25 protein-coding genes are annotated in these 24,893 nt (G+C 45.8%); 12 read left to right on the top strand and 13 right to left on the bottom strand.

The window, feature by feature from the left end:
- Nucleotides 1–153 precede the first annotated feature (153 nt).
- Both guaA and guaB read right to left on the bottom strand, forming a co-directional pair.
- The gene (guaA, locus tag HRR27_RS03955; RefSeq protein WP_173271112.1) at nucleotides 154–1,734 is read right to left on the bottom strand and encodes a glutamine-hydrolyzing GMP synthase; all 1,581 of its coding nucleotides are present in this window, start codon (nucleotides 1,732–1,734) and stop codon (nucleotides 154–156) included.
- A gap of 93 nt (nucleotides 1,735–1,827) precedes the next feature.
- Nucleotides 1,828–3,288: an IMP dehydrogenase gene (gene guaB, locus HRR27_RS03950; protein ID WP_173271110.1), complete on the bottom strand. Its 1,461-nt coding sequence runs from the start codon at nucleotides 3,286–3,288 to the stop codon at nucleotides 1,828–1,830.
- Nucleotides 3,289–3,688: 400 nt separating this feature from the next.
- Here guaB and HRR27_RS03945 point away from each other — a divergent pair, with 400 nt between their 5' ends.
- Entirely contained in the window at nucleotides 3,689–4,006 is a 318-nt protein-coding gene (locus HRR27_RS03945; RefSeq protein ID WP_173271108.1) for a hypothetical protein, read from the top strand.
- A 116-nt stretch (nucleotides 4,007–4,122) separates the two neighbouring features.
- On the opposite strand, the gene HRR27_RS03940 is transcribed toward HRR27_RS03945, so the two are convergent.
- Nucleotides 4,123–4,791 carry an energy-coupling factor ABC transporter permease gene (locus HRR27_RS03940; RefSeq protein WP_173271106.1) on the bottom strand — a complete coding sequence of 223 codons (669 nt, stop codon included), beginning with the start codon at nucleotides 4,789–4,791 and terminating at the stop codon, nucleotides 4,123–4,125.
- Between the two features lie 69 nt (nucleotides 4,792–4,860).
- Between HRR27_RS03940 and HRR27_RS03935 the strand changes: the two genes are divergently transcribed.
- Together HRR27_RS03935 and serB are read left to right on the top strand one after the other, a co-directional pair.
- Nucleotides 4,861–5,265, top strand: coding sequence for an RDD family protein (locus tag HRR27_RS03935; protein ID WP_173271104.1), 405 nt, complete (start codon nucleotides 4,861–4,863; stop codon nucleotides 5,263–5,265).
- Nucleotides 5,266–5,273: 8 nt separating this feature from the next.
- Complete coding sequence (gene serB, locus HRR27_RS03930; RefSeq protein WP_173271102.1) at nucleotides 5,274–6,098, top strand: phosphoserine phosphatase SerB; 825 nt, start codon at nucleotides 5,274–5,276, stop codon at nucleotides 6,096–6,098.
- A 72-nt stretch (nucleotides 6,099–6,170) separates the two neighbouring features.
- On the opposite strand, the gene HRR27_RS03925 is transcribed toward serB, so the two are convergent.
- The 3 genes from HRR27_RS03925 to HRR27_RS03915 form a co-directional block, all read right to left on the bottom strand.
- On the bottom strand, nucleotides 6,171–8,222 hold the full coding sequence (locus tag HRR27_RS03925) for a TonB-dependent receptor family protein (protein WP_173271100.1): 2,052 nt from the start codon (nucleotides 8,220–8,222) through the stop codon (nucleotides 6,171–6,173).
- 148 nt (nucleotides 8,223–8,370) lie between these two features.
- The gene (hemP, locus tag HRR27_RS03920; RefSeq protein WP_173271098.1) at nucleotides 8,371–8,526 is read right to left on the bottom strand and encodes a hemin uptake protein HemP; all 156 of its coding nucleotides are present in this window, start codon (nucleotides 8,524–8,526) and stop codon (nucleotides 8,371–8,373) included.
- A 276-nt stretch (nucleotides 8,527–8,802) separates the two neighbouring features.
- Nucleotides 8,803–9,801: an MBL fold metallo-hydrolase gene (locus HRR27_RS03915; protein ID WP_173271096.1), complete on the bottom strand. Its 999-nt coding sequence runs from the start codon at nucleotides 9,799–9,801 to the stop codon at nucleotides 8,803–8,805.
- 473 nt (nucleotides 9,802–10,274) lie between these two features.
- Here HRR27_RS03915 and exbB point away from each other — a divergent pair, with 473 nt between their 5' ends.
- The 4 genes from exbB to HRR27_RS03895 all read left to right on the top strand — a co-directional run bounded on the left by exbB (nucleotide 10,275) and on the right by HRR27_RS03895 (nucleotide 12,739).
- The gene (gene exbB, locus HRR27_RS03910) at nucleotides 10,275–10,712 is read left to right on the top strand and encodes a TonB-system energizer ExbB (protein ID WP_173271094.1); all 438 of its coding nucleotides are present in this window, start codon (nucleotides 10,275–10,277) and stop codon (nucleotides 10,710–10,712) included.
- Nucleotides 10,713–10,727: 15 nt separating this feature from the next.
- A complete protein-coding gene (locus tag HRR27_RS03905; RefSeq protein ID WP_173271092.1) occupies nucleotides 10,728–11,111 on the top strand; it encodes an ExbD/TolR family protein in 384 nt (127 codons plus the stop codon).
- Nucleotides 11,112–11,118: 7 nt separating this feature from the next.
- Entirely contained in the window at nucleotides 11,119–11,910 is a 792-nt protein-coding gene (locus tag HRR27_RS03900) for an energy transducer TonB (RefSeq protein WP_194240656.1), read from the top strand.
- Nucleotides 11,911–12,301: 391 nt separating this feature from the next.
- On the top strand, nucleotides 12,302–12,739 hold the full coding sequence (locus tag HRR27_RS03895) for a SufE family protein (RefSeq protein WP_173271091.1): 438 nt from the start codon (nucleotides 12,302–12,304) through the stop codon (nucleotides 12,737–12,739).
- A 72-nt stretch (nucleotides 12,740–12,811) separates the two neighbouring features.
- On the opposite strand, the gene HRR27_RS03890 is transcribed toward HRR27_RS03895, so the two are convergent.
- The 7 genes from HRR27_RS03890 to gatC form a co-directional block, all read right to left on the bottom strand.
- Nucleotides 12,812–12,949 (bottom strand): hypothetical protein, encoded by a 138-nt coding sequence (locus HRR27_RS03890; protein ID WP_173271090.1) that lies wholly within the window; start codon nucleotides 12,947–12,949, stop codon nucleotides 12,812–12,814.
- Between the two features lie 213 nt (nucleotides 12,950–13,162).
- Nucleotides 13,163–14,059 (bottom strand): protease HtpX, encoded by an 897-nt coding sequence (htpX, locus tag HRR27_RS03885; protein WP_173271089.1) that lies wholly within the window; start codon nucleotides 14,057–14,059, stop codon nucleotides 13,163–13,165.
- Between the two features lie 127 nt (nucleotides 14,060–14,186).
- Complete coding sequence (locus HRR27_RS03880) at nucleotides 14,187–14,609, bottom strand: hypothetical protein (RefSeq protein ID WP_173271088.1); 423 nt, start codon at nucleotides 14,607–14,609, stop codon at nucleotides 14,187–14,189.
- Nucleotides 14,593–15,555 carry a hypothetical protein gene (locus tag HRR27_RS03875; protein WP_173271087.1) on the bottom strand — a complete coding sequence of 321 codons (963 nt, stop codon included), beginning with the start codon at nucleotides 15,553–15,555 and terminating at the stop codon, nucleotides 14,593–14,595. Before HRR27_RS03875 ends, HRR27_RS03880 begins: the two co-directional genes overlap by 17 nt.
- A 162-nt stretch (nucleotides 15,556–15,717) precedes the next feature.
- Entirely contained in the window at nucleotides 15,718–17,148 is a 1,431-nt protein-coding gene (gene gatB / locus HRR27_RS03870; protein ID WP_173271085.1) for an Asp-tRNA(Asn)/Glu-tRNA(Gln) amidotransferase subunit GatB, read from the bottom strand.
- Nucleotides 17,149–17,164: 16 nt separating this feature from the next.
- Nucleotides 17,165–18,622 carry an Asp-tRNA(Asn)/Glu-tRNA(Gln) amidotransferase subunit GatA gene (gene gatA / locus HRR27_RS03865; RefSeq protein ID WP_173271083.1) on the bottom strand — a complete coding sequence of 486 codons (1,458 nt, stop codon included), beginning with the start codon at nucleotides 18,620–18,622 and terminating at the stop codon, nucleotides 17,165–17,167.
- A 12-nt stretch (nucleotides 18,623–18,634) separates the two neighbouring features.
- Complete coding sequence (gatC, locus tag HRR27_RS03860; RefSeq protein WP_173271081.1) at nucleotides 18,635–18,922, bottom strand: Asp-tRNA(Asn)/Glu-tRNA(Gln) amidotransferase subunit GatC; 288 nt, start codon at nucleotides 18,920–18,922, stop codon at nucleotides 18,635–18,637.
- 309 nt (nucleotides 18,923–19,231) lie between these two features.
- Between gatC and HRR27_RS03855 the strand changes: the two genes are divergently transcribed.
- Genes HRR27_RS03855 through rodA form a run of 5 tightly spaced genes read left to right on the top strand, consistent with a single transcriptional unit; the run spans nucleotide 19,232 to nucleotide 24,771 of the window.
- The gene (locus HRR27_RS03855; RefSeq protein WP_173271079.1) at nucleotides 19,232–20,278 is read left to right on the top strand and encodes a rod shape-determining protein; all 1,047 of its coding nucleotides are present in this window, start codon (nucleotides 19,232–19,234) and stop codon (nucleotides 20,276–20,278) included.
- Nucleotides 20,279–20,306: 28 nt separating this feature from the next.
- Nucleotides 20,307–21,248: a rod shape-determining protein MreC gene (mreC, locus tag HRR27_RS03850; protein ID WP_279585870.1), complete on the top strand. Its 942-nt coding sequence runs from the start codon at nucleotides 20,307–20,309 to the stop codon at nucleotides 21,246–21,248.
- A 2-nt stretch (nucleotides 21,249–21,250) separates the two neighbouring features.
- Entirely contained in the window at nucleotides 21,251–21,757 is a 507-nt protein-coding gene (mreD, locus tag HRR27_RS03845; protein WP_173271076.1) for a rod shape-determining protein MreD, read from the top strand.
- A gap of 24 nt (nucleotides 21,758–21,781) precedes the next feature.
- A complete protein-coding gene (gene mrdA, locus HRR27_RS03840; RefSeq protein WP_173271074.1) occupies nucleotides 21,782–23,650 on the top strand; it encodes a penicillin-binding protein 2 in 1,869 nt (622 codons plus the stop codon).
- Nucleotides 23,647–24,771: a rod shape-determining protein RodA gene (rodA, locus tag HRR27_RS03835; protein ID WP_173271072.1), complete on the top strand. Its 1,125-nt coding sequence runs from the start codon at nucleotides 23,647–23,649 to the stop codon at nucleotides 24,769–24,771. The genes mrdA and rodA overlap by 4 nt, the downstream gene beginning before the upstream one ends.
- Nucleotides 24,772–24,893 lie beyond the last annotated feature (122 nt).

Below are 24,893 nucleotides of genomic sequence, written 5' to 3'. Positions count from 1 at the left end.
CAATCCTAAATAAAAAAGGGCTTCCAGAAGAAAGCCCTTTATAGAATGCTTACAAACTAAAATTTTTCAAATCAAGGCGTTCGAAAGTGACGTTTAGTGAACCAAACGAGCTTTTGAACAACGCAGAGTTGGAATATTTTAGGAAGTAAGAAATTATTCCCACTCGATAGTTGCTGGCGGCTTTGAACTAATATCATAGGTCACACGAGTAATGCGTGGAATCTCATTAATGATACGCCCAGAAACATGTTCCAAAAACTCATAGGGCAGATGTGCCCAGCGTGCGGTCATAAAGTCGATGGTCTCTACGGCTCGAAGCGCCACAACATAATCATAACGACGTGCATCACCGACCACTCCGACCGACTTCACGGGCAAGAAGACCGCAAACGCTTGCGAGGTTTTGTCATATAAATCCCACTTGTGCAATTCTTCAATGTAGATATGGTCAGCAAGACGTAGGATGTCAGCATACTCTTTTTTGACTTCACCCAGAATACGAACCCCTAGGCCTGGCCCTGGGAACGGATGACGATATACCATGTTATATGGCAAGCCAAGCGCCACCCCTAATTTACGCACTTCATCTTTAAACAGCTCGCGCAGCGGTTCAATCAGTGACATTTTCATATCTTCTGGCAGACCACCAACATTGTGATGCGATTTAATCACTTTTGCTTTACCGGTTTTTGAGCCGGCTGATTCGATCACGTCAGGGTAAATCGTACCTTGTGCCAACCAGTTAACACCTTGCAATTTGGCCGATTCTGCATCAAATACAGCAATAAACTCACGACCAATGATTTTACGTTTTTCTTCAGGATCTGTTTTACCTGCCAAGGCGTTCATAAAACGCTCTTCGACATCGGCACGAATCACGCAGATTCCCATGTTTTCTGCAAACATCGCCATCACTTGGTCGCCCTCGCGATGACGCAACAGACCATGATCAACAAACACACAGGTTAATTGGTCGCCAATCGCTTTGTGCAACAACGCAGCAACAACCGAAGAATCGACGCCACCGGATAGCCCCAACATCACTTGATCGCTACCAACTTGCGCGCGAATCCGTGCAATACTGTCGTCAATAATGTTTTCGGTTGTCCACAGTTTTTCACACCCACATAAGTCAACCACAAAGCGCTCAATCATGCGCTGTCCTTGTTTAGTGTGCGTCACTTCTGGATGAAACTGAATACCATAGAAGTTTTTTGCTTCGTTCGCCATCCCTGCAATCGGGCAGTTAGGCGTGGAGGCCATTAGCTTAAAACCATCTGGCATGGCATCAACTCGGTCACCATGCGACATCCAAACATCCAACATGCCATAACCTTCCGGCGTGACTTCATCTTCAATGTCCACCAAAAACTTGGTGTGGCCGTGTGCGCGTACTTGGGCATAACCATATTCATGTTCTAAAGCATTAATAACCTGACCACCTAGCTGTTGAGCCATGGTTTGCATGCCGTAACAGATACCTAAAACCGGAATACCAAGTTCAAAGACAATTTGTGGCGCAAACGGAGCATCGTCGCCAGTTACGGTTTCCGGCCCACCGGAAAGAATGATACCTCGCGCGCCAAATTTTTCGACATCAGAGGCATCGATATCCCAAGGCTCTACTTCGCAATACACGCCAATCTCACGAATACGGCGCGCGATAAGTTGCGTATACTGCGAACCGAAGTCCAAAATCAAAATACGGTGGTCATGAATATTGTGTTGTGACATAAATACTTCCAAAAACTCATTCTTAAAAACAGACAAGGCTTTTGCAGAAATGCTGCAAAAGCCTTGTTGGCAAAAATTCAACCTATCACCAGCCTAAACGCGATAATTTGGTGCTTCTTTGGTAATGGTAACGTCATGGACGTGGGACTCAGTCATCCCAGCGGCAGTTACGCGTACAAAAGACGGTTTCTTATTCATCGTCGGAATATCCGGACAACCGGTATAGCCCATCGCAGAGCGTAAGCCGCCAGCTAACTGATGAATAATTGGCGATAATGGCCCCTTGTATGCAACGCGACCTTCAATCCCTTCCGGCACCAATTTATCTTCGGCGTTTGAGGATTGGAAATAACGGTCCGAAGAACCGGATGGTTGCGCCATCGCCCCCAAAGATCCCATACCGCGATAAGATTTGTAAGCGCGACCTTGATAGTATTCGACTTCACCAGGGGACTCTTCAGTACCCGCAAACATCGAACCGAACATACAAGCAGAGGCACCAGCAACAATCGCTTTTGCCACATCACCAGAAAAACGCATACCACCATCCGCAATAAGCGGAACGCCGGTACCTTCAAGTGCTTTAGCGACATTGGAAATAGCGGAAATTTGTGGCACACCAACCCCAGCAACAATACGGGTAGTACAAATCGAACCCGGACCAATCCCCACTTTAACACCATCCGCACCGGCTTTAACCAAATCCAAAGCCGCTTCACCAGTGGCAATATTCCCGCCGATAACGTCAATCTGAGGGAAGTTTTGTTTTACCCAAGCCACTCGGTCAATAACACCTTGCGAATGGCCATGTGCAGTATCAACAATAATGACATCCACGCCAGCTTCAACCAACGCTTTAACACGGTCATCGGTCTCTTTACCGGTTCCGACTGCCGCGCCAACGCGCAAGCGCCCTTCTTGATCTTTCGACGCGTTCGGATGGTCTGAAGATTTCATAAAATCAGAAACTGTAATCATGCCGCGTAATTTGAAATCGTCATTGACAATTAATACACGTTCAATACGGTGTTCATGGAACAGTGCCAACACTTCATCACGCGGGGTTCCAGCTTTAACCGTCACCAGTTTATCTTTGGTCGTCATAATCGCCGATACCGGTGCAGATAAATCTTTAACAAAACGAATATCGCGACTGGTCACAATTCCAACCAAGTCATCGCCATTCATTACCGGGGCGCTCGATACGCGGTTCGCTTCGGTTTTGTCAATCACTTCTTGTACCGTCATATCTTGCTGCACGGTAATCGGATCGGCAATCACACCGTGCTCAAATTTCTTCACTTTACGCACGACATGAGCCTGTTGTTCAATCGTCATGTTTTTATGAATAATCCCTATACCGCCTTCTTGCGCCATCGAAATCGCCAAACGCGCTTCAGTTACGGTATCCATCGCGGCAGAAACAAACGGAATGTTTAGCGCAATATTACGTGTCAGTTTCGTTTTTAATGAGACGCCGTTCGGCAACACTGTTGAGTGCGCTGGGACTAAAAGAACGTCATCAAACGTAAGGGCTTCTTGCAAAATTCTCATGTTTTCTACCTTATACAAAAGCTTATGGGCTAATTAGTTATTTTTCTGAATTTTAGACCGGCTACACACGCAATCCATTTTTACCTTTAAATTCAAGCAGTTAGATAAAAAAATCTATGCATACTATAAGAAAAATAACCCCAATATTTTCAGAATACGGCTATTATAAAGATTGACACGGACGGGGTAAACTTAATAACGTATGCATCTGTGTAAAAAACGGTAATTTATCTGGTTTCTTGCGATTCCTCTACGCCGTTTTATACGTGCAACAATAATTTTAAAAACATAGGTTTTCAAGGTTGAGAGTGATAAGTCGATGTCACTCCTGAAAAACCAAGCAACAGCTCATATATATTACAAATCAGTTATTCAAAATTGACCCTTTTGGAGGAAAGAAATGAAAAAACTAATCGCAGGTATGACCATCGCAGTAGCCCTAGCAGGATTTAACGGCTTAGCCAATGCCAGTGCTGACTTAGATGCCAAAATGGCAGAAGCGGCAAAAATCCACGCTGAAGCAGCAAAAGGTGGGTTTGTCTGGAAGCAAAAGGCAATGAAAGAAACTTATTTCAACACCTACAAAGCTGAATACGATGAAGCCAAGAAAAAAGGCGACCTTAAAAAAATGGAAAATGCCGCCGATTTAGCCATGCGCACAGCAAAAGGTGAGCATGTTCAAATGTCCGCGGACGTAAAAGCCGGATGGGCAAAATAATCTAAAAGATTTATTTTAGGTTTAAGCAACGCCCACAAAACCCGAGTCTTATCTCGGGTTTTTTTATGTCTAAATCACCTAAAAATAGCGCGGAGATAGCAAGCGCAGCTTCCCCACTACTTGCCTTGCAAATGCGATTGGTCACTAAAAGTACTCAACCAATGAGGTTTCATCATAATAATCGCCGCGATTAACATACCATTCACAAACCCTTCCGGTGTGGCCATCAAAGGAATAAACGGAAAGAAATGCTGCGCTAGATAAGCAAACGAGTGTACCTCGTTTAAGCCCATAATTAGCCCACCCAGCGACAAAGTAGCCACTACGCCGATACCCGCCGCTAAAAAGGCATTAAAAAACACATACACAAAAAAATTCTGTTCCAGAAACTGCTCACTAAAACGCAGCATCAACTGGGTAATCACAATTGGCAAGACCCCCATTAAGAGGGCGTTCACCCCGAAAGCCATCCAACCGAGCGCAGAAAAATAGGTCACCCCCAGAAGCGCTAAAAGCATTCCAAGAAAGGCAAACTGCACACCAAACATTAGAGTCATCAACGTCATTAACAGAAAATGAAAGGTTACGCCATCACCAAGACTGGCCCCTAACTGCCAGACAAAGAAAACCACCACACTGATAAACAACCAGATATTCTGTGCCGCCTTATCATTCCTGACTTTATACCAGGGTGCGCTCTTTAATGCCCAAATCAACATACCAAACAATCCTAACCAGCCAAATACCAGCCAAGTCAGACTTAACCCTTGCGCATATAAATTCATCTCTTATCCTTCGCAAATATTCTTGGTTACAATAGTCTCTCGTTTCACACTGCAAGGTGCCGCATAACCATGCCTTTTAAAATTATTTTTGCCATGTTTTACGATTTTATCTTACTTTGCGCCGTCTGGTTTGCCGCAGCGATTCCGTTTGTCGTTTGGCAAGGCGGTGGTTTTGCCGATAACGATAAAATCAACTTGGCATTTCAAGTCTATCTCATCGCCATTACTTACATTTATCTCAGCTATTTTTGGACGCAAACTGGTCAAACACCGGGACTGAGAACTTGGAAATTACAACTATTGCGTGAAGATAATTATATTCTGACTCGCCATAATGCCAACTTACGATTTTTATTAATGGTGCTATTCATTGCGGTAAGTTGGATTGGATTATTCCTACCCAAAAAACAACTTTTGCACGACCAATTTGCAAAGACTAAAATAGTGCCTGTTTCCCGTGACGATAACGAATAAGGACTCCCATGCCAACCCTAATCATTCACAGCCCGACTTTAAACGATGCACAACACACTTTGCTAAATTCCATCGGTGAACTGCAGCCCAAAAACAACCATTTTCGTGTTGAATGTGCGCAAATTGACGCTGAAAAACTGTTTGAACTACGCCAAGAATCCGAGTTAGACATCAACTTACTCCCGGAAGGTTTCAACGGTTCCGAAGTGAAACTGTTGATTAGTGATATGGATTCAACCCTAATTGCGATTGAATGTATTGATGAAATTGCCGACTTTATGAATATCAAACCCGAAGTCTCGGCAATCACCGAAGCAGCGATGCGCGGAGAACTGGATTTTGAAGGCTCACTGACTCAACGTGTCGCACTGTTAAAAGGTTTGGATACAGGTTTACTACAACGTGTTTACGATGAGCGTTTGGTACTTAATCCAGGGGCAAATACATTAATTGAAAGCTTAAAGAAACAATCAATTAAGTTCGCGCTTGTCTCCGGCGGCTTTACTTTCTTTACCGATCGCCTAAAGCAAAAGCTTGGTTTGGATTACACACGTGCCAACGTGCTGGCAGAAACGGACGGTAAACTTAACGGCTCAGTCATTGGTAGTATTGTCGGCGCACAGGCAAAAGCAGACTTCTTGAACGAACTATGCGCGGAATTGAATATCACACCGAATCAGGTCATTGCCGCCGGCGACGGGGCCAATGATTTATTAATGATGAACGCCGCAGGACTGAGCGTTGCTTACCACGCCAAACCGGCCGTGCAAGCAAAAGCCTCAACTTCGCTTAACCATCGCGGTCTGGATGCGATTTTAGATTTCCTAGATTAAACACCGTTTCCCCTAAAACGCAAAAAGCCCGAATTAAGCTTCGGGCTTTTTGCTTTCTAGGCTTGGAGAAACTTAAAACTTATATTTCATACCCAATTCAACACTTCGTGATGGACCGGCGTAAATTCCTTGACGCAGACCGGCGATGTAACGCTCATCGGTTAGGTTCTTCACCGAAGCAAACAGGTCTAGCTGTTTGTTTGCCTTATAGTAAGCATGCAAATCAAACACCTTGTAACTTTCCAGTTTACCGCCCCAAATGCCACCTGCAGCACCCTCTGGAATTTCAATCGTATTTGCACTGTCAGTAAACTGCAAACCAGTGTAATGCATCGCCAATGCCGTGGTCAGCCCCCAAACTTGGTAACTTAACTCAAGATTTGCCAACACTTCCGGCGAGTAACTAATGCGATTGCCGTCGTTATCGCCGCCAACAAATTCCGAAGTCGGGATATAAGTTAGGTTACCATCCAAACTCAGTCCGGCACCGAAGTCATAACCAAGCACTAACTCCGCACCGCGATGAATAGTCGCGCCACCGTTTTGTTTGGAAAGATTCGGATCACTGTTGCCATCAACCACTTGGTTTTCAAAATCCATCTGGAAAGCAACAAGTTCGTAATTTAAACGCTCTCTATTGCCACGAATACCGATTTCCACATTGGTTGAACGCTCGGCATCCAGCTGCTGATCGGTCAGACCATCCAATGCTGCGGCATTTTCCGCCGGCGAGAAAGCCTCATACACACTGGCAAACAGCTGTGAATTTTTCGCCAATTGATAGGTCAAACCGATGCCCGGTAGCACTTCGGTATTATTGGTGCTTTCGCTCGCATTACTATCCGTCAATACCTTGCGTGTCTGTTCGTAAGACTCGATACGCAACCCCGGAGTAATACTTAAACGCTCATTGAAATCGAAACGGTTCTGCGCAAACACAGCAAAGCTGTTGGCAGAATCTGCAAGATGACGATCATTAATGCCGGTGCGGTCTTGCTCGCGGGTCGCACGAATGCGGGTATCGTTAGAGCGTTCGGTAAAGTAACGCACGCCCATCTCCGCTTCGCCGGCAAAACCAAGCAAATTATTCTGCAAATTTAGACGCGAATCAAAGCCGACACGAGTAAAGGAACGGTTATTACCGGTTAAATCATCGGTATACACCCAGCGACCTGCTGTTTCTGATGCTGCGGTATCGACGCTGTAACGCCAATAGTCTCGACTTACCTCACTCCAATATACAACCGTTTTTAACAAGGCTTTATCATTGATATCCCACTCATGGTTTAAGTCAATCGCATTGCGGTCGGTTAAAAAATAATCGTCAGGGGCAGGGTTGTAAGTCGCACCTTGGTTATAAGCATCTAAAAACAAGCCGCGATAAGAGATATTGGCATCATTACTGTAGTGACTGATTTTGACCCCAACCCATTGATTGTTCGCCAACGCCATACCGCCTTTAATCATCAGGTCGTCCATCTGATAATCTTTATCTTGAAAACCGTCCGACTCGGCATGAGTGTAAATGACACCAATCTGACCATCTCCAGATTTAGAGAGCGCCCCCGCTTCTAAGGTAGCTTCACGCAACCCGAAACGGCCGACACGACCGGAAAGCGCAAGACCCTCCTCCGGTGTTTTCGATTGGTAATTAATCACCCCGCCAATCGTCGACGGGCCATAGCGCAATGACGACGCGCCTTTTAACACTTCAATGCTTTCAATGTGCTGAATACGCGGGTTGTAATAACGCCCGTTACCGATAAACAAGCCGGGGGCAACCGGCACACCATCTTCTAAAATCAAGGTTTTGGTTTCCGCCGAGCTCAAGCCACGTAAACCAATATTGGCAACCACAGCAGTCTCTTCCTCACCTTTAATGTTAACGCCGGCAACACGCTTTAACGCATCTTCAGTCGATAACGGTTGTTGCAGTTGCAACTGCTCTTTATCAATAAGTTTGACCGAACCCGGCTGTTCAAGTTGTGCCTGCTCGGAATTGCCGACGACATCAATACGAGGAATTTGCACCACATTAGCGATGGCCTGAGCGCTAAAACCAAAAGCGATAGCGGCAACCAATGGACGAAGAGGAAAAGCGCACTTTGTAGAATGCGAAACCATAAAAGCTCCTAAAATTTTCAAGAAAAAGAATTAAGTCAATGAGGACTCATTCTCTGTCTGTTTAGTTTCTTTCGTGGCTGGCTTGCATCCTAATTATTTAAGGCGCTGGCTGGCTGGGAAATGGGTTATAGATAAAATTTTTAGACGATTATTTCGTCAAAATGAGTTTATTTTCTTTGGTCACCCGCAGTTGATACTGCTGGTCACCATGCTGAATCACCAAAGTTTTGGTGCCAGCCAGCAGTTGCTGTGAATTAACAACTTTCGGTTTTTCCAACCCCATTTTTAAATCCATTGCTGGCATCTCATTCCCCTGATTCCTGAAATCTCAACCGCAAAACGGCATCCATCAAAACTTTGCTGCGAAAACATATTTTGTTCTCAATACTATTTGAGAATGAGAATGATACACATCTAGTTTCTTATAATCAACCGCTTTTACAAAAGAAAGATAACATCAAACGGCCGTACTCTAGCAACACTTTTGTTCAGCCATAAAAAAACCGCCGCTAAGTCAAACTCAACGACGGTTTTTTATCTATGGCCACGAGGTAACTCGTAACCATTTTCTTTCATAAAGTTAAGCGAACAATGACTGTTCAAACTCTTTGATGGCAACGACGATGAACTTACCTAGAGTATCGTCATAACCTGGCCATTGAGAAGCCACATTTTGCATAAATGGCAATGCCATAATCTTTGGCTTCATCTCAAAATCAGAAAGGCCTTGATCGTACATTTCAGCGACATTGGTATAGATGGTTTCCATGAACTCTTTACCTTCGTTGATCAGCTTCACATCATCTGGTGTACCGTGCATCGGGATGAAAGTATTAACATCCATTGCCGCGATTTTGCCAAGCGCATCGATTGAACCACGGAAAGAACCATCCTCCATGTTTGCCACACGACGCATCACCATGTCACCAGTGTAAAACACCTTGTCGTTAACCACTTCTACAGCAATATCAGAAACGGTATGTACTTGACCAAAATGATGCAGCTTAAACTTAACCCCACCTACTTCAAACTCTTCACCGCCTTCAACGGTTTTGTTTGGCATAGTGATCACCGTACCCGTGATTTTGTTATTGGTCGTGGTTTGCATGAAATCAAACCAGAACTTGTCCTGGCCGCCTTTCAGGTTTTCAACACACTTAGTGTGCGCAATGATTTCCACGTCAGGGTTCGCGTTAACAAACGCATGGTTACCCAACCAGTGATCACCGTGGAAGTGACTATTGATAACCTTAACAACCGGCTTATCCGTGATCTTTTTAATTTGACGCAGTACCATTTCACCAATTTGCACAGAACTACCAGAGTCCACCACGACGACGCCCGCATCGGTGACCACAAAACCTGGGTTAGAGAACATCCCAAAGTTATCCGGAGTTGGATGAGGCCCCATTGCCGGAATGGTATAGCAATGCTCAGTCACCTTCACCGCATCAACATCTGGAACATCCGGACCTTTAAATTCCATTAATTCCGATGCATACAATGGACGAAGTGCAGAAGCCCCAACTAAACCAGCACCTACCGCAAAAGCAGATTTAAATAAATCACGACGTTTCATTCGATTCTCCTATCGAGACTAGCAAAATGATAATCAAGCCTTTGATTACCAAAATTTAAACCCGAATATATTAACACTTTTACGCACTTACTGCATAAGAGCAGAGGTTGTCGTCAGTTTGTTCTCATATTTTTATCGCAATAAAACGATGAGAGAGTTACCAAACAATGAAGCTACCCTTGCAATCTCTGGTTGACGTCAATCAGGCCACATTCAACACTTCGCTATGTACCTTTATTTAAAGCATTATTAATACGAATAACCATCAATAATGCATCAATACTTAAGGCTAAAAATTATGTTTGAATAAGTCACGGTCTTCTGAGCAGTAAACAGAGCTTTAAGAACACACAGAATTATGAACACATAAAATGCCTCACCCTCAGCATATTCAACAAAATTTGGCGCACAACAGAAAATTATAATTTTATAATCATTCTCATTATCAATCTCAAACAGAAAGCTTTACTTGCATGGAATTTCTTAAAGAATATTTGGACTACGCCGTATTCGGCATTTTAGGCACCATGGGCTTTATCGCTCTTTGGGTAACCTTTGAACGCTTTTTCTATTATCGTTCGGTCAAATGGCAAACATTCGATCACAGCGAACATCTTAATATTTCGCTTAGCCGTCATCTCACCACCCTTTCAACCATCGGTGCCAACGCACCTTATGTCGGCCTACTCGGAACAGTGCTCGGAATTTTGATTACTTTCTACGATATTGGTCAAGGTCAAAACCTAGATACCGGAGCGATTATGCTCGGCCTAGCACTCGCTTTAAAAGCGACCGCCGCCGGAATTGCCATCGCCATTCCAAGCATCATGTTCTATAACGGACTGGTTCGTAAAACCGATGTGATTAATGCCCAATACCGCGCATTGCAAGACTTACAGCGTCAACACTAAAGCAAAGGCAAGATCATGAAACGCTTTGACAATATTAATGTCATTCCTCTAATTGACGTCATGCTGGTGCTGTTAGCGATTGTCTTGATGACCGCGAGTTTTATTGTGCAAGACAAACTCAATATCGAATTGCCGCAAACCGAAAACACGCAAAGCTATCAACCGCCGACTGAAATCGACCCGATTGCCTTAGCGATTGATAAAGACAATCAGATTATGTTGCAAGAACAAGCGCAAAACATGGAACAGCTTGCAACACTGTTTGCTGAACTACCGAAGCAGCAACCGATTACTCTGCGGGTCGATCAAAGCGCCAATTTCGGAACTTTCGTTAAAGTGATTGACCTCTTGAAAGGTCAAGAACTCAATAACCTAACCATCCTGACTGAAAAGAAATAGACACGCCATGCAACGCTCCTCCGTCATTGCGACTCTGCTGACCACTTTTATCTACGCATTGATTATTGCCGTGGCCTACTGGCTATGGCTGCAGCCAATTGAAAAACAAGAACAGCAGCTACGCACTGTCGACCTAAATATGGCAATGTTTGCGGCTCCAACACCACAACAACCGGAACCAAAGCCGGAACCAAAGCCGGAACCAAAGCCGGAACCAAAGCCGGAACCAAAACCGGAACCTAAACCGGAACCTAAACCGGAACCTAAACCGGAACCAAAACCGGAACCTAAACCGGAACCTAAACCGGAACCTAAACCGGAACCAAAGCCGGAGCCAAAGCCGGAGCCAAAGCCGGAGCCAAAGCCGGAGCCAAAGCCGGAGCCAAAGCCGGAGCCAAAGCCGGAGCCAAAGCCGGAGCCAAAGCCGGAGCCAAAGCCGGAGCCAAAGCCGGAGCCAAAGCCGCCAAAACCGCAATTTTCTGCTGTGCAAGTAATGAACGCCGAACAAGCGTATCTATCGAAACTGCACCAACAGATCATTCAGTATGCGCAAGACACCTACCCCAACCGTGCCAAACGCCGTCACTGGGAAGGTGACGTCATGCTCAGTTTCACGATTAATGCCGACGGTAAGATTCAGAATTTGCAACTTGAAGACAGTTCGGGGCGCGACATCTTAGATAAAGCCGCCTTAGAAATCATCACCGAAAAAATGCAGTCTCGATTTATGGCATTCCCCGAACAGATACAACGCAACAACTGGACCATTCGCGTACCAGTCAGTTATCGTTTGCACTAGGGTCTGTGGACAATTCAGACTTAAGCTCTGCTCAACCATTTTGAGCCTCAGCAAGGCAGAAAGCGCATGAAATAGTCATTCTATTTGAGCGAATTTCTAACAACGCTGAGGCCAAAATGGCTTGAGCCCTTCGGGGTGTGCTTAAAAATACCGCATTCTTTGTTGCTCATCACTTGTGTGGAATAACCACAAAAACGTCAGGAACGTTTTTGAATGTCAACCTCAAAGAGGAGAGGCACAAGGATGTGCCGAATACACTGCACTCTGAGCGCCGTGATTGAAGCATTTTTAAGCCGCAACAGAGTCAAGTCTGAATTGTCCACAGACCCTAAGCGATAGTGGTAAAAATTTGCTAAACTAGGCGTTTTTTGAATTCATAGGAAAAATCGACATGGACTTTACTGTGCCGAGTAAAAGCATCGCCGAAGTACAAGAAGACTTAATCAAGCGCTTTACCCACTTTGCTAACCCAAAAGATCGCTACCGCTACTTAATCGACATGGGCAAGCAATTACAAGCAATGGACGAAAGCTTTGCTACCGAGGATAACCGCATACATGGCTGTCAATCGCAAGTTTGGATTCACATTGAAGAACAGGATGGCCGCTTATTTATGGCTGCCAGAAGCGATGCTGCGATTGTATCCGGTTTAATCGCACTCTTATTACGCATTTACCACGGCCGCACCGCTGAAGAAGTTGCCACGGCCCCTCTGGATTTTCTTGGAAAAATTGGTCTACTGCAGCAGCTGTCACCAAACCGTTCAACCGGTTTGTACCACATGATTAAACGCATCCAAAGCGAAGGCCGAAATCGCCAGGCAGCTTAATTTAAGCCAATAAAAAACGCCGTGCTGAATCTTCAACACGGCGTTTTTTTATGTTCAATGAAAAGACTTAGCTTACTGAACAGACAACATTGGCATCAGGATTTCCATCACCAATACCACTGGCGCAACCGCCAAAAGAGCACCTAAAGCGCCATATTTTACAACCATACGATTTTTGTTAACCGCTTGAGTTTTTGTGTTCTCTGACATCTCGTTATTCCCGCTAAAAATCAAAAACGTAACTATATAGCATTTATTTGTGCGGACTATTTAGTATTTTTTATACCCTTAAAAACGAATTAAATGATGTGACACTGCAAGCAAAACCCAAATAAAAAACCCCACAAAAAAATTTTGCGGGGTTTTTGTCTAAGCGATTTTTAAACCAATAAATGCGGTTTAATACTTAGTTTAATTACTTAATTATGCCACTTTCAGCTGATCTTGCGTAGTCGCTTCCAACTTGGCGATACGGTCTGCTAAGTCAGGATGCGACTTGAACAAATCACCAAATGAAGACGGTGCAGCAGAGATACCAAACGCCGCCATCTGATCAGGTAGGTGACCTGGCTGCATGGTTTGCAGACGCTTCAAAGCGGCAATCATATTCTCTTTACCGGCCAAGTAAGCACCGCCGTTGTCGGCATGAAACTCACGGTAACGAGAGAACCACATTGCAATGATGCTGGCCAGAATACCAAACAAGATTTGTGCAACGATGTCAGTAATAATAAACGCCCAACTATGCCCCTCTTCTTCATTTTTAAGCACCACGCGGTCAACCACGTAAGCAACAATTTTTGCAAAGAAGATGACAAAGGTGTTCAAAATCCCTTGTAACAGAGCCATGGTCACCATATCGCCATTCGCGACGTGCGCCACTTCATGACCTAATACCGCTTCCACTTCGTTACGTTGCATAAAGCGTAAAAGACCAGTAGACACCGCAACTAACGAGTTGTTTTTACTCATACCGGTTGCAAACGCATTCGGCTCTGGCGAATCATAAATCGCCACTTCTGGGCACTTGATTCCGGCTTTCTCCGCCTGACGACGTACCGTATCCAACAACCACTGCTCGTCTTGGTTACGCGGAGTTTCGATTACTTGCGCACCGGTCGACATTTTAGCCATCCACTTGGACATCGCCAAAGAGACAAAAGAGCCTGCAAAACCAAACACTAAAGCAAACATAAATAAATTGCCTAGGTTCAAACTGGTGCCTTGCATATAACTGCCGACACCCAACAAGTTCAGAGTTAGCATTGCGACCGCCATCACCGCAATGTTTGTTAATAAAAATAATCCGATACGTTTCATTGAATTGTCTCCTTCAATAATGAGAAACGAGTAACACAGAGGTAATATAAGGTTTTTTTATGTGCTTTCAACCTTTTTCTGAATGACTCCATAAATGAGTCAACTTGTCAGCCTTTATTCAGTATTTTTAGCGCCCTTTTTTATCGCTTAAGGGGTGCTTCAAACGAATGTGCGCATAGGCTTGATTCAACCATTTCTGTGCATAAACACACTCTTTAGGCAGGTCTTTCGGCTGTATCTTACGCGTATCTTGAAATTGAAAGCAGTGCGACAATAAATCGATCAAAAAATAAAGCTGCTCGTGCGAATAATCCGCATTTAACTCCAGAGCGGTGATTTTACTGATAATGGTTTTTCGCAACACGTCTCGCCATTGCTCAGCACTTAAAGATGGAAATGCCTGAGTCAATTCCTCAGGCACTTCGGTTAACAGAAAGGTCAGTAACTTTTGCAGGGGATAGTGATTAATCAATGCGCGCGTTGGCTCTACCAAACGGTTAGCAATGCCATTAAAGTGGTTAATTTCAAAATTTTCACTGGTTCCCGGCATGCGCCCACCCTTGCATTGACTCTATGGTCTCTAATCGGTGCAAATACCCCAACAACTGTTTCTGCTCAACCGATTTTGGAAAATAAAAATCGATCGCTGTCTGATTAAGATTCTGCTGTGGCAGATACCGCGAACGCACAATTTTGCCATCTAAGCGAACCACTTCCGCATAACTGTCATCTAAAGACAACTTAACATCAGCGCGAGTCAAATTCGGGTAAGCGCGACTATCTGTAAAAGCCAAACCACACGCAGAAATATTCAACTCACGTTTTATCCAAGAGTCATGTTTTTGAAACAATAAATAGTCCGTGGCCAGATTGTTAAACGGCTCAAACCCCTTTTCAAACAACTGTTCTATCGACAAAATCATTTGTAATAAATCACTACTATTAAGCAATTCACCGCGATTTACGAACTGTAAGCGAATTTCCGGCGTAAAACGAAACGCCTCAGGGTAATCACAAACATGCAACTTCGTTCGCGTGGAGTTATCAATAGTCTCTTGAATCATCTGGGTATAAAGCACGAACTTCTGCTCAATTTTCAACAACAATTCATAGGTTTTCGGAGCATCATCTTCAAGCTTTTTAATCCCTTTAAAGCCACCGAGTAACGCCTGATGATTCTGCAAATAGATTTTTCGACTGGCAATTTCTTGACCACGATTCAACATCTGCAGATAGCCCATCACCACATCGAACTTGTCAAAAATATCCGTTACGATTTGCAGAAATGTCGCTTGATGCGCACGCAGTCGATGCAACTTATGCATCACCTGAGTTTTGAGGTGCAAAATAGAATCTTCTGTGGCTCGATTAAAATAATCAATGCCATTACTGTAAATATCCGTGCTCGACTCCAACAATTCAGGAGAAACAAAATATTTACATTGGATAGAGTAACGGAAATAACGGCGAGAATTGCCTTGTGTAAATCGATTCAAATGATGACCCCGTCAAATTGCAATAAACGGCGTTACTGGCTTTGCACCAGCAGCACCGCTTAGAAGACACAAAACAAGTCAAATAACTTCAGCCCAGAAACATCTGACCGAGTGGAGCGAATTATTCCGAGTTATATCAAGTGTATATTGCAATACAAAAGCTTATAACAGCTTTTCTCTAAGAATCTTATTCACTTGACCTGGATTAGCTTGTCCACCAGAAGCTTTCATAATCTGACCAACGAAATAACCCATCATTTTCTCTTGCCCACCACGGTAAGCCGCGACTTGCGCCGGATTATTGGCTAAGACCTCATCCACTAAAACTTCGATGGCATCCGTATCGGTAATCTGCTTAAGACCTTTCGCTGCGATAATTTCATCAGCTTCACCCTCGCCTTTCCACATGGCATCAAACACTTGTTTTGCCAGCTTTCCGGAGATAGTACCATCCAAAATACGCGCAATCATCCCTGCCATTTTGGTTTCTGAAATCGGGGAATCCGCAATATCCAAACCGGCTTTATTTAAAGCGCCGGCCAGTTCAGAAGTAATCCAGTTCGCGCAAATTTTCGCACCCGTACCACCGGTGAGCGTGTTCAACGCTTCAAAATACTCAGCCATCGCACGTGATGACGTCAGTACATTGGCATCATAATCATTCAAACCTAACTCGGCGATATAACGCGCACGCTTGATTTCCGGTAGCTCAGGCATGGCGGCACGCACCGCTGCAATGTCTTCGTCACTAATGTGAATCGGCAACAAATCTGGACAAGGGAAATAACGATAATCGTTGGCTTCTTCTTTAGAACGCATTGAACGCGTGGTATTGGTTTCAGAGTCATACAAGCGCGTTTCTTGCACCACCTTTCCGCCACTTTCTAGCAGCTCGATTTGGCGCTCAACTTCAAACTCAATCGCCTTTTCAATAAAGCGGAAAGAGTTGATGTTTTTCAACTCGGCACGCGTCCCCAAAGGCTCTCCTGGTCGACGTACGGATACGTTCGAATCGACACGGAAAGAGCCTTCCTGCATATTGCCATCACAGATACCTAAGAAAGTGACCAGTTCATGCATTTTACGTGCATAAGATACTGCTTCTTGTGCAGATGACAAATCCGGCTCGGAAACAATTTCCAACAAAGGGGTGCCTGCACGGTTTAAATCAATCCCAGTCATGCCCGGCACAATACCATGATTGGATTTACCGGCATCTTCTTCCAAATGGGCACGGGTCACACCAATGCGTTTAATTTGCCCATCGACATCAATATCTAAATAGCCCTTACCCACAATCGGGTAATCCATTTGCGTGGTTTGATAGCCTTTTGGCAAATCCGGATAAAAATAGTTTTTGCGGTCAAACACCTGTTTTTTGCCTAATTCCGCATTTAATGCGATACCCAGCGCAATACCCTTAGCAATCACGGCATGATTCACCACCGGCAACATACCAGGCATCGCTAAATCAACCGCACAAGCCTGACTATTCGGCGCTGCGCCATAAGCAATCGACGCACCCGAAAAGATTTTCGACTTGGTGGTCAACTGAGCGTGAATCTCTAAACCAATTACAACTTCCCAACTCATTAAATTCTCCCTGCGCTTATCGGTACTGCTCTGGCATCTGTTGGTGCCAGTTCGTGACTTGTTGGAATTGGTGACCAATATTCAGCAACTTCGCTTCCGAAAAGTACGGCCCCACAATATGCAATCCGACAGGACGACCTTGAGCAAAACCAGCCGGAACAGACATCGCAGGAAAGCCCCCTAAGTTGACCGGAATGGTGTACAAATCCGCCAAATACATACTCGTTGGATCATCGGTTTTCTCACCGAGATTAAACGCAGGCGTTGGAGCGACTGGGCCCATAATGACATCACACTGCTCAAAAGCCTGAGTAAAATCATCACGCACCATACGGCGCAAACGCTGAGCCTTTAGATAGTACGCATCGTAATAACCGGCCGACAACGCATAGGCTCCGACCATAATACGACGCTTCACTTCAGCCCCAAACCCTTCAGCGCGTGAACGCTTGTACAAATCTTCTAAGTCTTGTGGCTGAGCACAACGATACCCAAAACGCACGCCGTCATAACGCGATAAGTTAGAAGACGCTTCGGCCGGAGCCAAGACATAATACGCCGGCACGGCCAAATCTTTGTTCGGAAGCGAAACAGGCAACACCGTCGCACCGAGTTTTTCGATTTCGGCAATTGCGGCCTTAACAACCTGCTCGACATCCGCATCCAAGCCTTCACCAAAATACTCTGCTGGGACGCCGACCTTCAATCCGGCTAAAGAGTCATTCAAATTGGCAGAAAAATCTGGACGCGACATCTCTAAACAGGTCGAATCACGCTCATCAAATTCACTCATGGCATTTAGTAGCCAAGCGGACTCTTCTGCCGAACGCGTCATCGGCCCTGCTTGGTCAAAACTTGATGCATAAGCGATGATTCCAAAACGAGAAACCGTACCGTAAGTTGGTTTAATGCCGGTAATGCCACAGAAGCTCGCTGGCTGGCGAATCGAACCGCCTGTATCTGTACCCGTCGCTAAAGGCGCTAAATTCGCCGCAATCACTGCCGCTGCACCACCTGATGAACCACCTGGAACGGCGTTCAAATCCCATGGATTTTTAGTTGGACCATAGTAAGAACTTTCCGATGAAGAACCCATCGCAAACTCATCCATGTTGGTTTTGCCCAAAATCGGCATACCGGCTTTTTTCAACAAAGTAACCACGTGCGCATCATATGGCGCAATGAAGTTATCCAACATTTTTGATGAACACGAGGTTTTCACGCCGTCAGTACAGAAAATATCTTTGTGCGCGATTGGAATACCGGTCAATTGACCGGCCGCGCCGTTTTTCAGGCGAACATCCGCTTCTTTCGCCATTTCCAACGCCAATTCCGGCGTAACCGTTACGTAGGCATTCAGTTCAGGATCAAATTCGGCAATGCGGTCTAAGTAATGTTGCGTTAACTCAACACTGGTAATTTCTCCAGCGTGCAGCTTTTCGCTCATCTGTTTTACGCTTAATGTATGTAACATTTTAATCTCTTATCATTCAATAACTTGTGGTACGAGATACATCTCTTTCGCCGTAGCCGGAGCAACGCTCTGCAACTTTTCATGTTGATCCGCTTCGGTGACTTGATCAACACGCAGACGTTGCGCAACTTCATGCGGATGCGCCATCGGCTCAACACCTTCGGTATTAACAGCTTGCATCTGCTCAAATAAATCAAGCACTTTACTCAGCTTAGCGGAAACCGGTTCCACCTCATTCTCCGCGACGGCAATCATCGCCAAACGCGAAATATATTCGACTTCGCTTTTTCCTATCGACACTGTGCTACTCCCAGTTTGGATATGTGTTCTTGCCCAGAATGACGGGCGCAAAAATAACGCAGTAAAATACCATAAATTATGGTGTAGATACAGTGTTACAGGCCAACAAGGGCGATTAATCGAGCATATCAGTTCACTATCATTCAGTATTAGGCATGCACAAAACAACGAGATTTAAGCGCCAAACAGGAGGCTCGGAGAGTTTTCGGTTTTATCCTGGGTTTTGCGCTCAAGAAGTCTTCTTTCACTTAATTAATTCAGTTAGAATAACGAAATTGTTTTTTGACCGATCATCAAGGATGCAGCAGAATGTTTCGCAAATTAATGGGCCTTTTCTCGAACGACCTTTCAATTGATTTAGGTACAGCCAATACGTTAATTTACGTGCGTGGCAAAGGGATGGTCTTAAACGAACCTTCGGTGGTCTCGATTCGCAATAACCATCGCGGTAGCGGCATGCGTTCTATTGTCGCGGTGGGTGAAAACGCGAAAATGATGCTGGGTAAAGAAAACAAAGACATTCAAACCGTGCGCCCGCTGAAGGACGGCGTGATCGCAGACTTTGAAGTAACTGAAAAAATGTTGCAGTCCTTTATCCGTAAAGTCCACGAAGCGCGCTTTTTTCAACCCAGCCCACGTGTTCTTGTGTGCGTACCTTGTGGCTCTACTCAGGTAGAACGTCGTGCAATACGTGAATCGGCTGCTGGCGCCGGGGCACGTGAAGTGTATCTAATTGAAGAACCAATGGCCGCCGCGATTGGCGCGGGCATGCCAGTTTCCGAACCGACCGGTTCAATGGTGGTTGATATTGGCGGCGGCACGACAGAAGTTGCCACTCTTTCTCTTAACGGGATTGTCTGGTCCGATTCCGTCAAAGTCGGCGGAGACCGCTTTGATGACGCCATTATTAAATATGTACGCCGTAACTACGGCATGGTGATTGGCGAATCAACCGCAGAACGAATTAAAAAAACCATCGGTACGGCTTATCATGACGTCAACCCAATGACCATGGAAGTGCACGGTTCGAACATGGCAGAATCCGCACCACGCCGCTTCACCCTCAACAGCAACGAAGTGCTGGAAGCGCTGCAAGAACCCTTACACGCCATCATCAGCTCAGTGCGTACCGCTCTGGAAAACACGCCACCAGAATTAGGGGCAGACATTGCTGAACACGGCATTGTACTAACCGGCGGTGGTGCCTTGTTGCGAAACATTCACACACTGATTTCGGAAGAAACCGGCATCCCTGTCATTATCGCCGACGACCCATTGACTTGCGTCGCTCGTGGCGGTGGCCGTGCGTTGGAATTAATGGATGAAAAAGGCTTAGACGTCTTCTCATTTGATTAATCGAGCTTGAGCTTTCAGGAGACCTCATATCAATCAATTCGCAACGACGCCACAAAAAGACGCTATCCACTTTTTGGTGGCGTTTTTTTTATCTATTGCCGTCATCGCTGCCGACCATAACAGCGATTTCATGCGCGATTTACGCAGCGCGCTGCTGACGCTACTCGACCCGATTGAACGCATCGCCCAAACGCCACAACAGATCTATAACAACCTCACCACCGACTTCACTTCATTTGATGAAATCAAACAAGAAAACGAGCGTCTAAAAACCGAACTGCTCCTGCTCAAAGCCAAACAACAGCAGCTGATTAAAATGGAACAAGAGGTCAGCCGTTTACGCGCCCTGCTCGGCACCACTGGCCGCGTGAACAACGCTACCTTTCAAATCGCCACCGTAAACTTTTTTTCCAGTAACCCGTTGTCGCAATTTATTACCATCAATAAAGGCGCAATGGATGACGTCAAACCTCAACAGACGGTGATTGATGCGCTTGGGATTATTGGGCAAGTTGTCAACACGACACCACATTCCTCAAGAGTCTTACTGATTACCGACCCCGCCCATCAACTACCCGTCCGTATTCAGCGCACAGGGCAACGCGGGATTCTCAGCGGCAGCGGCCACGACAATACCCAATTAAACTTCATCCCCAAAAGCAGCGAAATCTTGGTTGGCGACTTACTCGAAACTTCTGGCCTAGGCGGCATTTTCCCTTCTGGCTATCCGGTGGCAATTGTTTCCAAAGTGATTAGCCGCGCAAGCGACCCTTATTATGAAATCTTTGCCACGCCACTTGGACAACTCAACCAAGCGCGTCAGGTACTGATACTAAAACAACAACGCACGCCTTTTGCCAAAATCAACACCGACTTGGACACCGAACTCTCGCCCAACAGCGCGACCGATTCAACTCTAGATAGCATCAACAGCGGTCAAATAGACAGCAAACCAGCCGGACAAAATTAACGATGGGCGATAACTTCATTTACATTTCTAGCCGTCAAGTACGCTGGCTAATTATTCTCAGCTTTATCTTTGCGTTATTGCTGGACAGCATTAATCTGATTGGTCAAAACTACTTGTTTCTGCCCCCCTTCACCCTTTTGGTTTTGCTCTATTGGAGTGGGCATTTTTTAGATTACACCTATCTGACCACCGCCTTTATTATTGGGCTTTTAGCAGACACGCTTTACCAAAGCACTTTAGGCTTACACGCACTGATTTATATCGTACTAACCTTTATGATGCTCCGTCATCGCCTGCGCTTTCGAGGCTACTCCCTGCCGCAACAAGCGTTAAATATCATTGTTTTTATGTTCATCTTCCAACTGCTGCATCTGTTGATGCTTACCCCAAAACTCGACTCAACAGAACAATTGTCGTTTTGGCTAATGCCTATCGTGGCCGCTTTTTTCTGGCTGCTATTCGCCAAACTCCTTAACCTACTGACACAGCAAAATGCGGTTGAAAAATAACATTGACAAGCACACAATCTGACCATGCAACCAGAACGCCTCGAATTTAGTACCGATCAGCAAAACCAAAAGCGTAAACGGCAATTCCGTTCACGCTTGGTGATTGCATTTCTATTTGTCAGTGCGTTGTTTCTGTTTCTAATAGGGCGTATGGCTTATCTACAGTGGCTAAACTATGACCGCTATCATGGCCTAGCCGAAGGCAACCGAATTTCAATTGAAGTCCTGCCACCAACACGCGGTAAAATCTATGACCGCAACCATATTCTGATTGCTGATAATCAACCAGTATTCGCCATCAAACTGATCCGTGAAGACATGAGCGACATCGGGAGTTTCGAACAAGATCTCAGCCAAATCTTGGACAGTTACCCACAAGCCAAAATGGACGATTTCTTCAATAAATTCCGCAAGGGTCGTCGCGCCAAAACCTACACGTTACCGTACACCTTAAACGAGCAAGAAGCCGCACGCTTTGCCGTACTCAATCACAAACACCCCGGCGTCACTCTCAGCAGCCGCCTCAAGCGCACCTACCCATTCAAAAATACCGGTGTCCATGCCATCGGCTATGTCGGTCGCATTAACTTGCGCGAACTGGAAACCCTGGATGAAAAACGGTATCTCGGAACGGAAATCATCGGCAAGTCCGGCATTGAGAAATATTACGAAGACATTTTGCATGGCTATCCAGGCGTTCAGCAGGTTGAAACCAACGTACGTGGCTCGGTGCTGCGCAAGCTGGAAACAACACCGGCGGTTCCAGGACAAGACATCCATCTGACGCTAGACATCGAACTGCAAAAATTTTCCGAACAACTGATGGGCGGTCGTCGCGGCAGCATTATTGCGATTGATCCACAAAACGGCGAGATTCTGGCCTACGTCAGCACCCCGACCTTTGACCCAAATCTCTTTGTCGACGGCATTGACGGCAAATCCTACAGTACGTTGCTCAACGACCCTAATCGACCCTTTATCAACCGTGCAATCAATGGCCAATACCCACCAGGCTCAACCATTAAGCCGTTTATCGCGCTAGGCGCGATTGAAAACGATTACATCACGCCACAGAAAAAAATCTACGACCCCGGTTTTTTTGAGTACAAAGATCACCGCTACCGTGACTGGAAACGGACCGGCCATGGACTGGTCGACATGCATCTGGCAGTCGCACAATCCTGCGACACCTATTTCTATGAACTCAGCCTAGATATGGGCATTGATGCAATTCATGACTCCATGGCCCCCTTTGGTTTTGGCCAACGCAGCGGCATCGATACGCCGGGCGAGTCCAAAGGCATCCTGCCTTCGCAAGCCTGGAAGCGCGACACCAAAGGTAAGCCCTGGTATCGGGGCGAGACGATTATCTCGTCGATTGGCCAAGGCTATCACCTGAGCACACCGATGCAGTTGGCTCGAGCGACCGCCATCTTGGCAAATCGTGGCAAGCAGATTACTCCACATCTGCTGCAAAATCTCCAAAAAGAGCATGACATCGTGCCAATGCAAATCGAAATCAAAAAAATAGAGCACTGGGAAAAAGTCATACAATCCATGGTTGCCGTGATGCACGGCCCGACAGGTACAGCACGGCGCTTTGGCCAGGACTTACCATTTACGATGGCCGGAAAAACCGGTACTGCACAGGTCTTTAGCTTGAACGAAGCCGATTACGATGCGGCTAAATTAGATAAATCTCTGCATGACCATTCGCTATTTATTGGCTTTGCGCCCGCAGAGCGGCCACGCATTGCCGTGGCGGTGATTGCTGAAAACTCCGGCAGTGGCTCAAAAACCGCCGCGCCGATTGCCGTCAATGTTATCAAACGCTATTTACGTCCGGAGTTGCCATTAACCCCGCTTCCCGACATCTCAGGAAATGACCGATGAGAATCCATGATGAAAAAGAGCAGGTCTACCGCCGCAATCGTGGCCTACTCAATCGCCTGCACCTAGACGGCTGGCTACTGCTGGGCGTGTTATTGTTATTAAGCAGCAGCGTGGCCATTGTGTATAGCGCTTCGGGCGGTGATTGGGCGGTAACGCAACGTCACATAATGCGTGTCACTTTTGCTTTTGGCTTAATGCTGCTGTTCGCTCAAATTAAGCCATCAATTATCTTCCTATTCACCCCATTTTTATATCTCTTCGCCTTGGCCTTGTTAATCGCCGTGCCACTTTTTGGGGTCATCGGCATGGGAGCCCAGCGCTGGTTGGAGTTTGGTCCGGTGCGCTTCCAACCCTCCGAACTGATGAAAGTGGTTCTGCCGATTATGATTGCGTGGATTTTTGCGCACACCAGCTACCCACCAAGCTATCAGCGAATTTTCGTTGCCTTGCTGGTCATCGGATTAAGTGCTGGATTAATCGTTATCCAGCCGGACCTAGGCACCTCTCTGCTGATTGCCATGTCTGGCCTATTTGTCATTTTCTTTGCTGGCTTGCCGTGGAAAATGATTATCGCAGCGCTGCTCGCAGTTGCCGCCGCCATCCCGATTGCGTGGGAAAATATGTACGATTACCAAAAACAGCGTGTCATGACGTTCTTAAACCCAGAGTCTGACCCGCTTGGCTCGGGCTATCACATTATTCAATCAAAAATCGCCATCGGCTCTGGCGGTATCGAAGGCAAAGGATATTTGGGCAGCACCCAAGCACATTTGGAGTTTTTACCCGAAAGTACCACCGACTTTATCTTTTCGGTTCTCTCTGAAGAATTTGGTTTAATTGGGGTTATCTCCCTGCTGGCGATGTATCTTTTCGTGATTGCTCGCGGGCTTTATATCGCGGCGCAAGCCCAAGACCAATTCACCCGCTTAATTGCCGGCAGTCTCACGATGATTTTCTTTGTATATGTATTCGTCAATATCGGCATGGTCAGTGGATTACTGCCGGTGGTCGGCTTGCCGTTGCCACTGATCAGTTACGGCGGCAGTTCACTGGTAACCCTAATGATTAGCTTTGGCATCTTGATGTCCATTCAAACGCATCGAAAAATGCTCACCGAATAAACCGATTCGTTCCGTGCCAACGAGAAAACTCTGCGGCAACCCTTGAAAGCACCCTCAGTCGGTTTAGGTTTTCGCACAAAATGTGGTACATTAGCAGGCAATTTTACAAACCGACCTGCGCC

Source organism: Thiosulfatimonas sediminis (genome assembly GCF_011398355.1).
GTDB lineage: Bacteria > Pseudomonadota > Gammaproteobacteria > Thiomicrospirales > Thiomicrospiraceae > Thiomicrorhabdus > Thiomicrorhabdus sediminis_A.
Note: the sequence above shows the minus strand (reverse complement) of the source record. Positions and strands in the feature narration are given on the sequence as shown.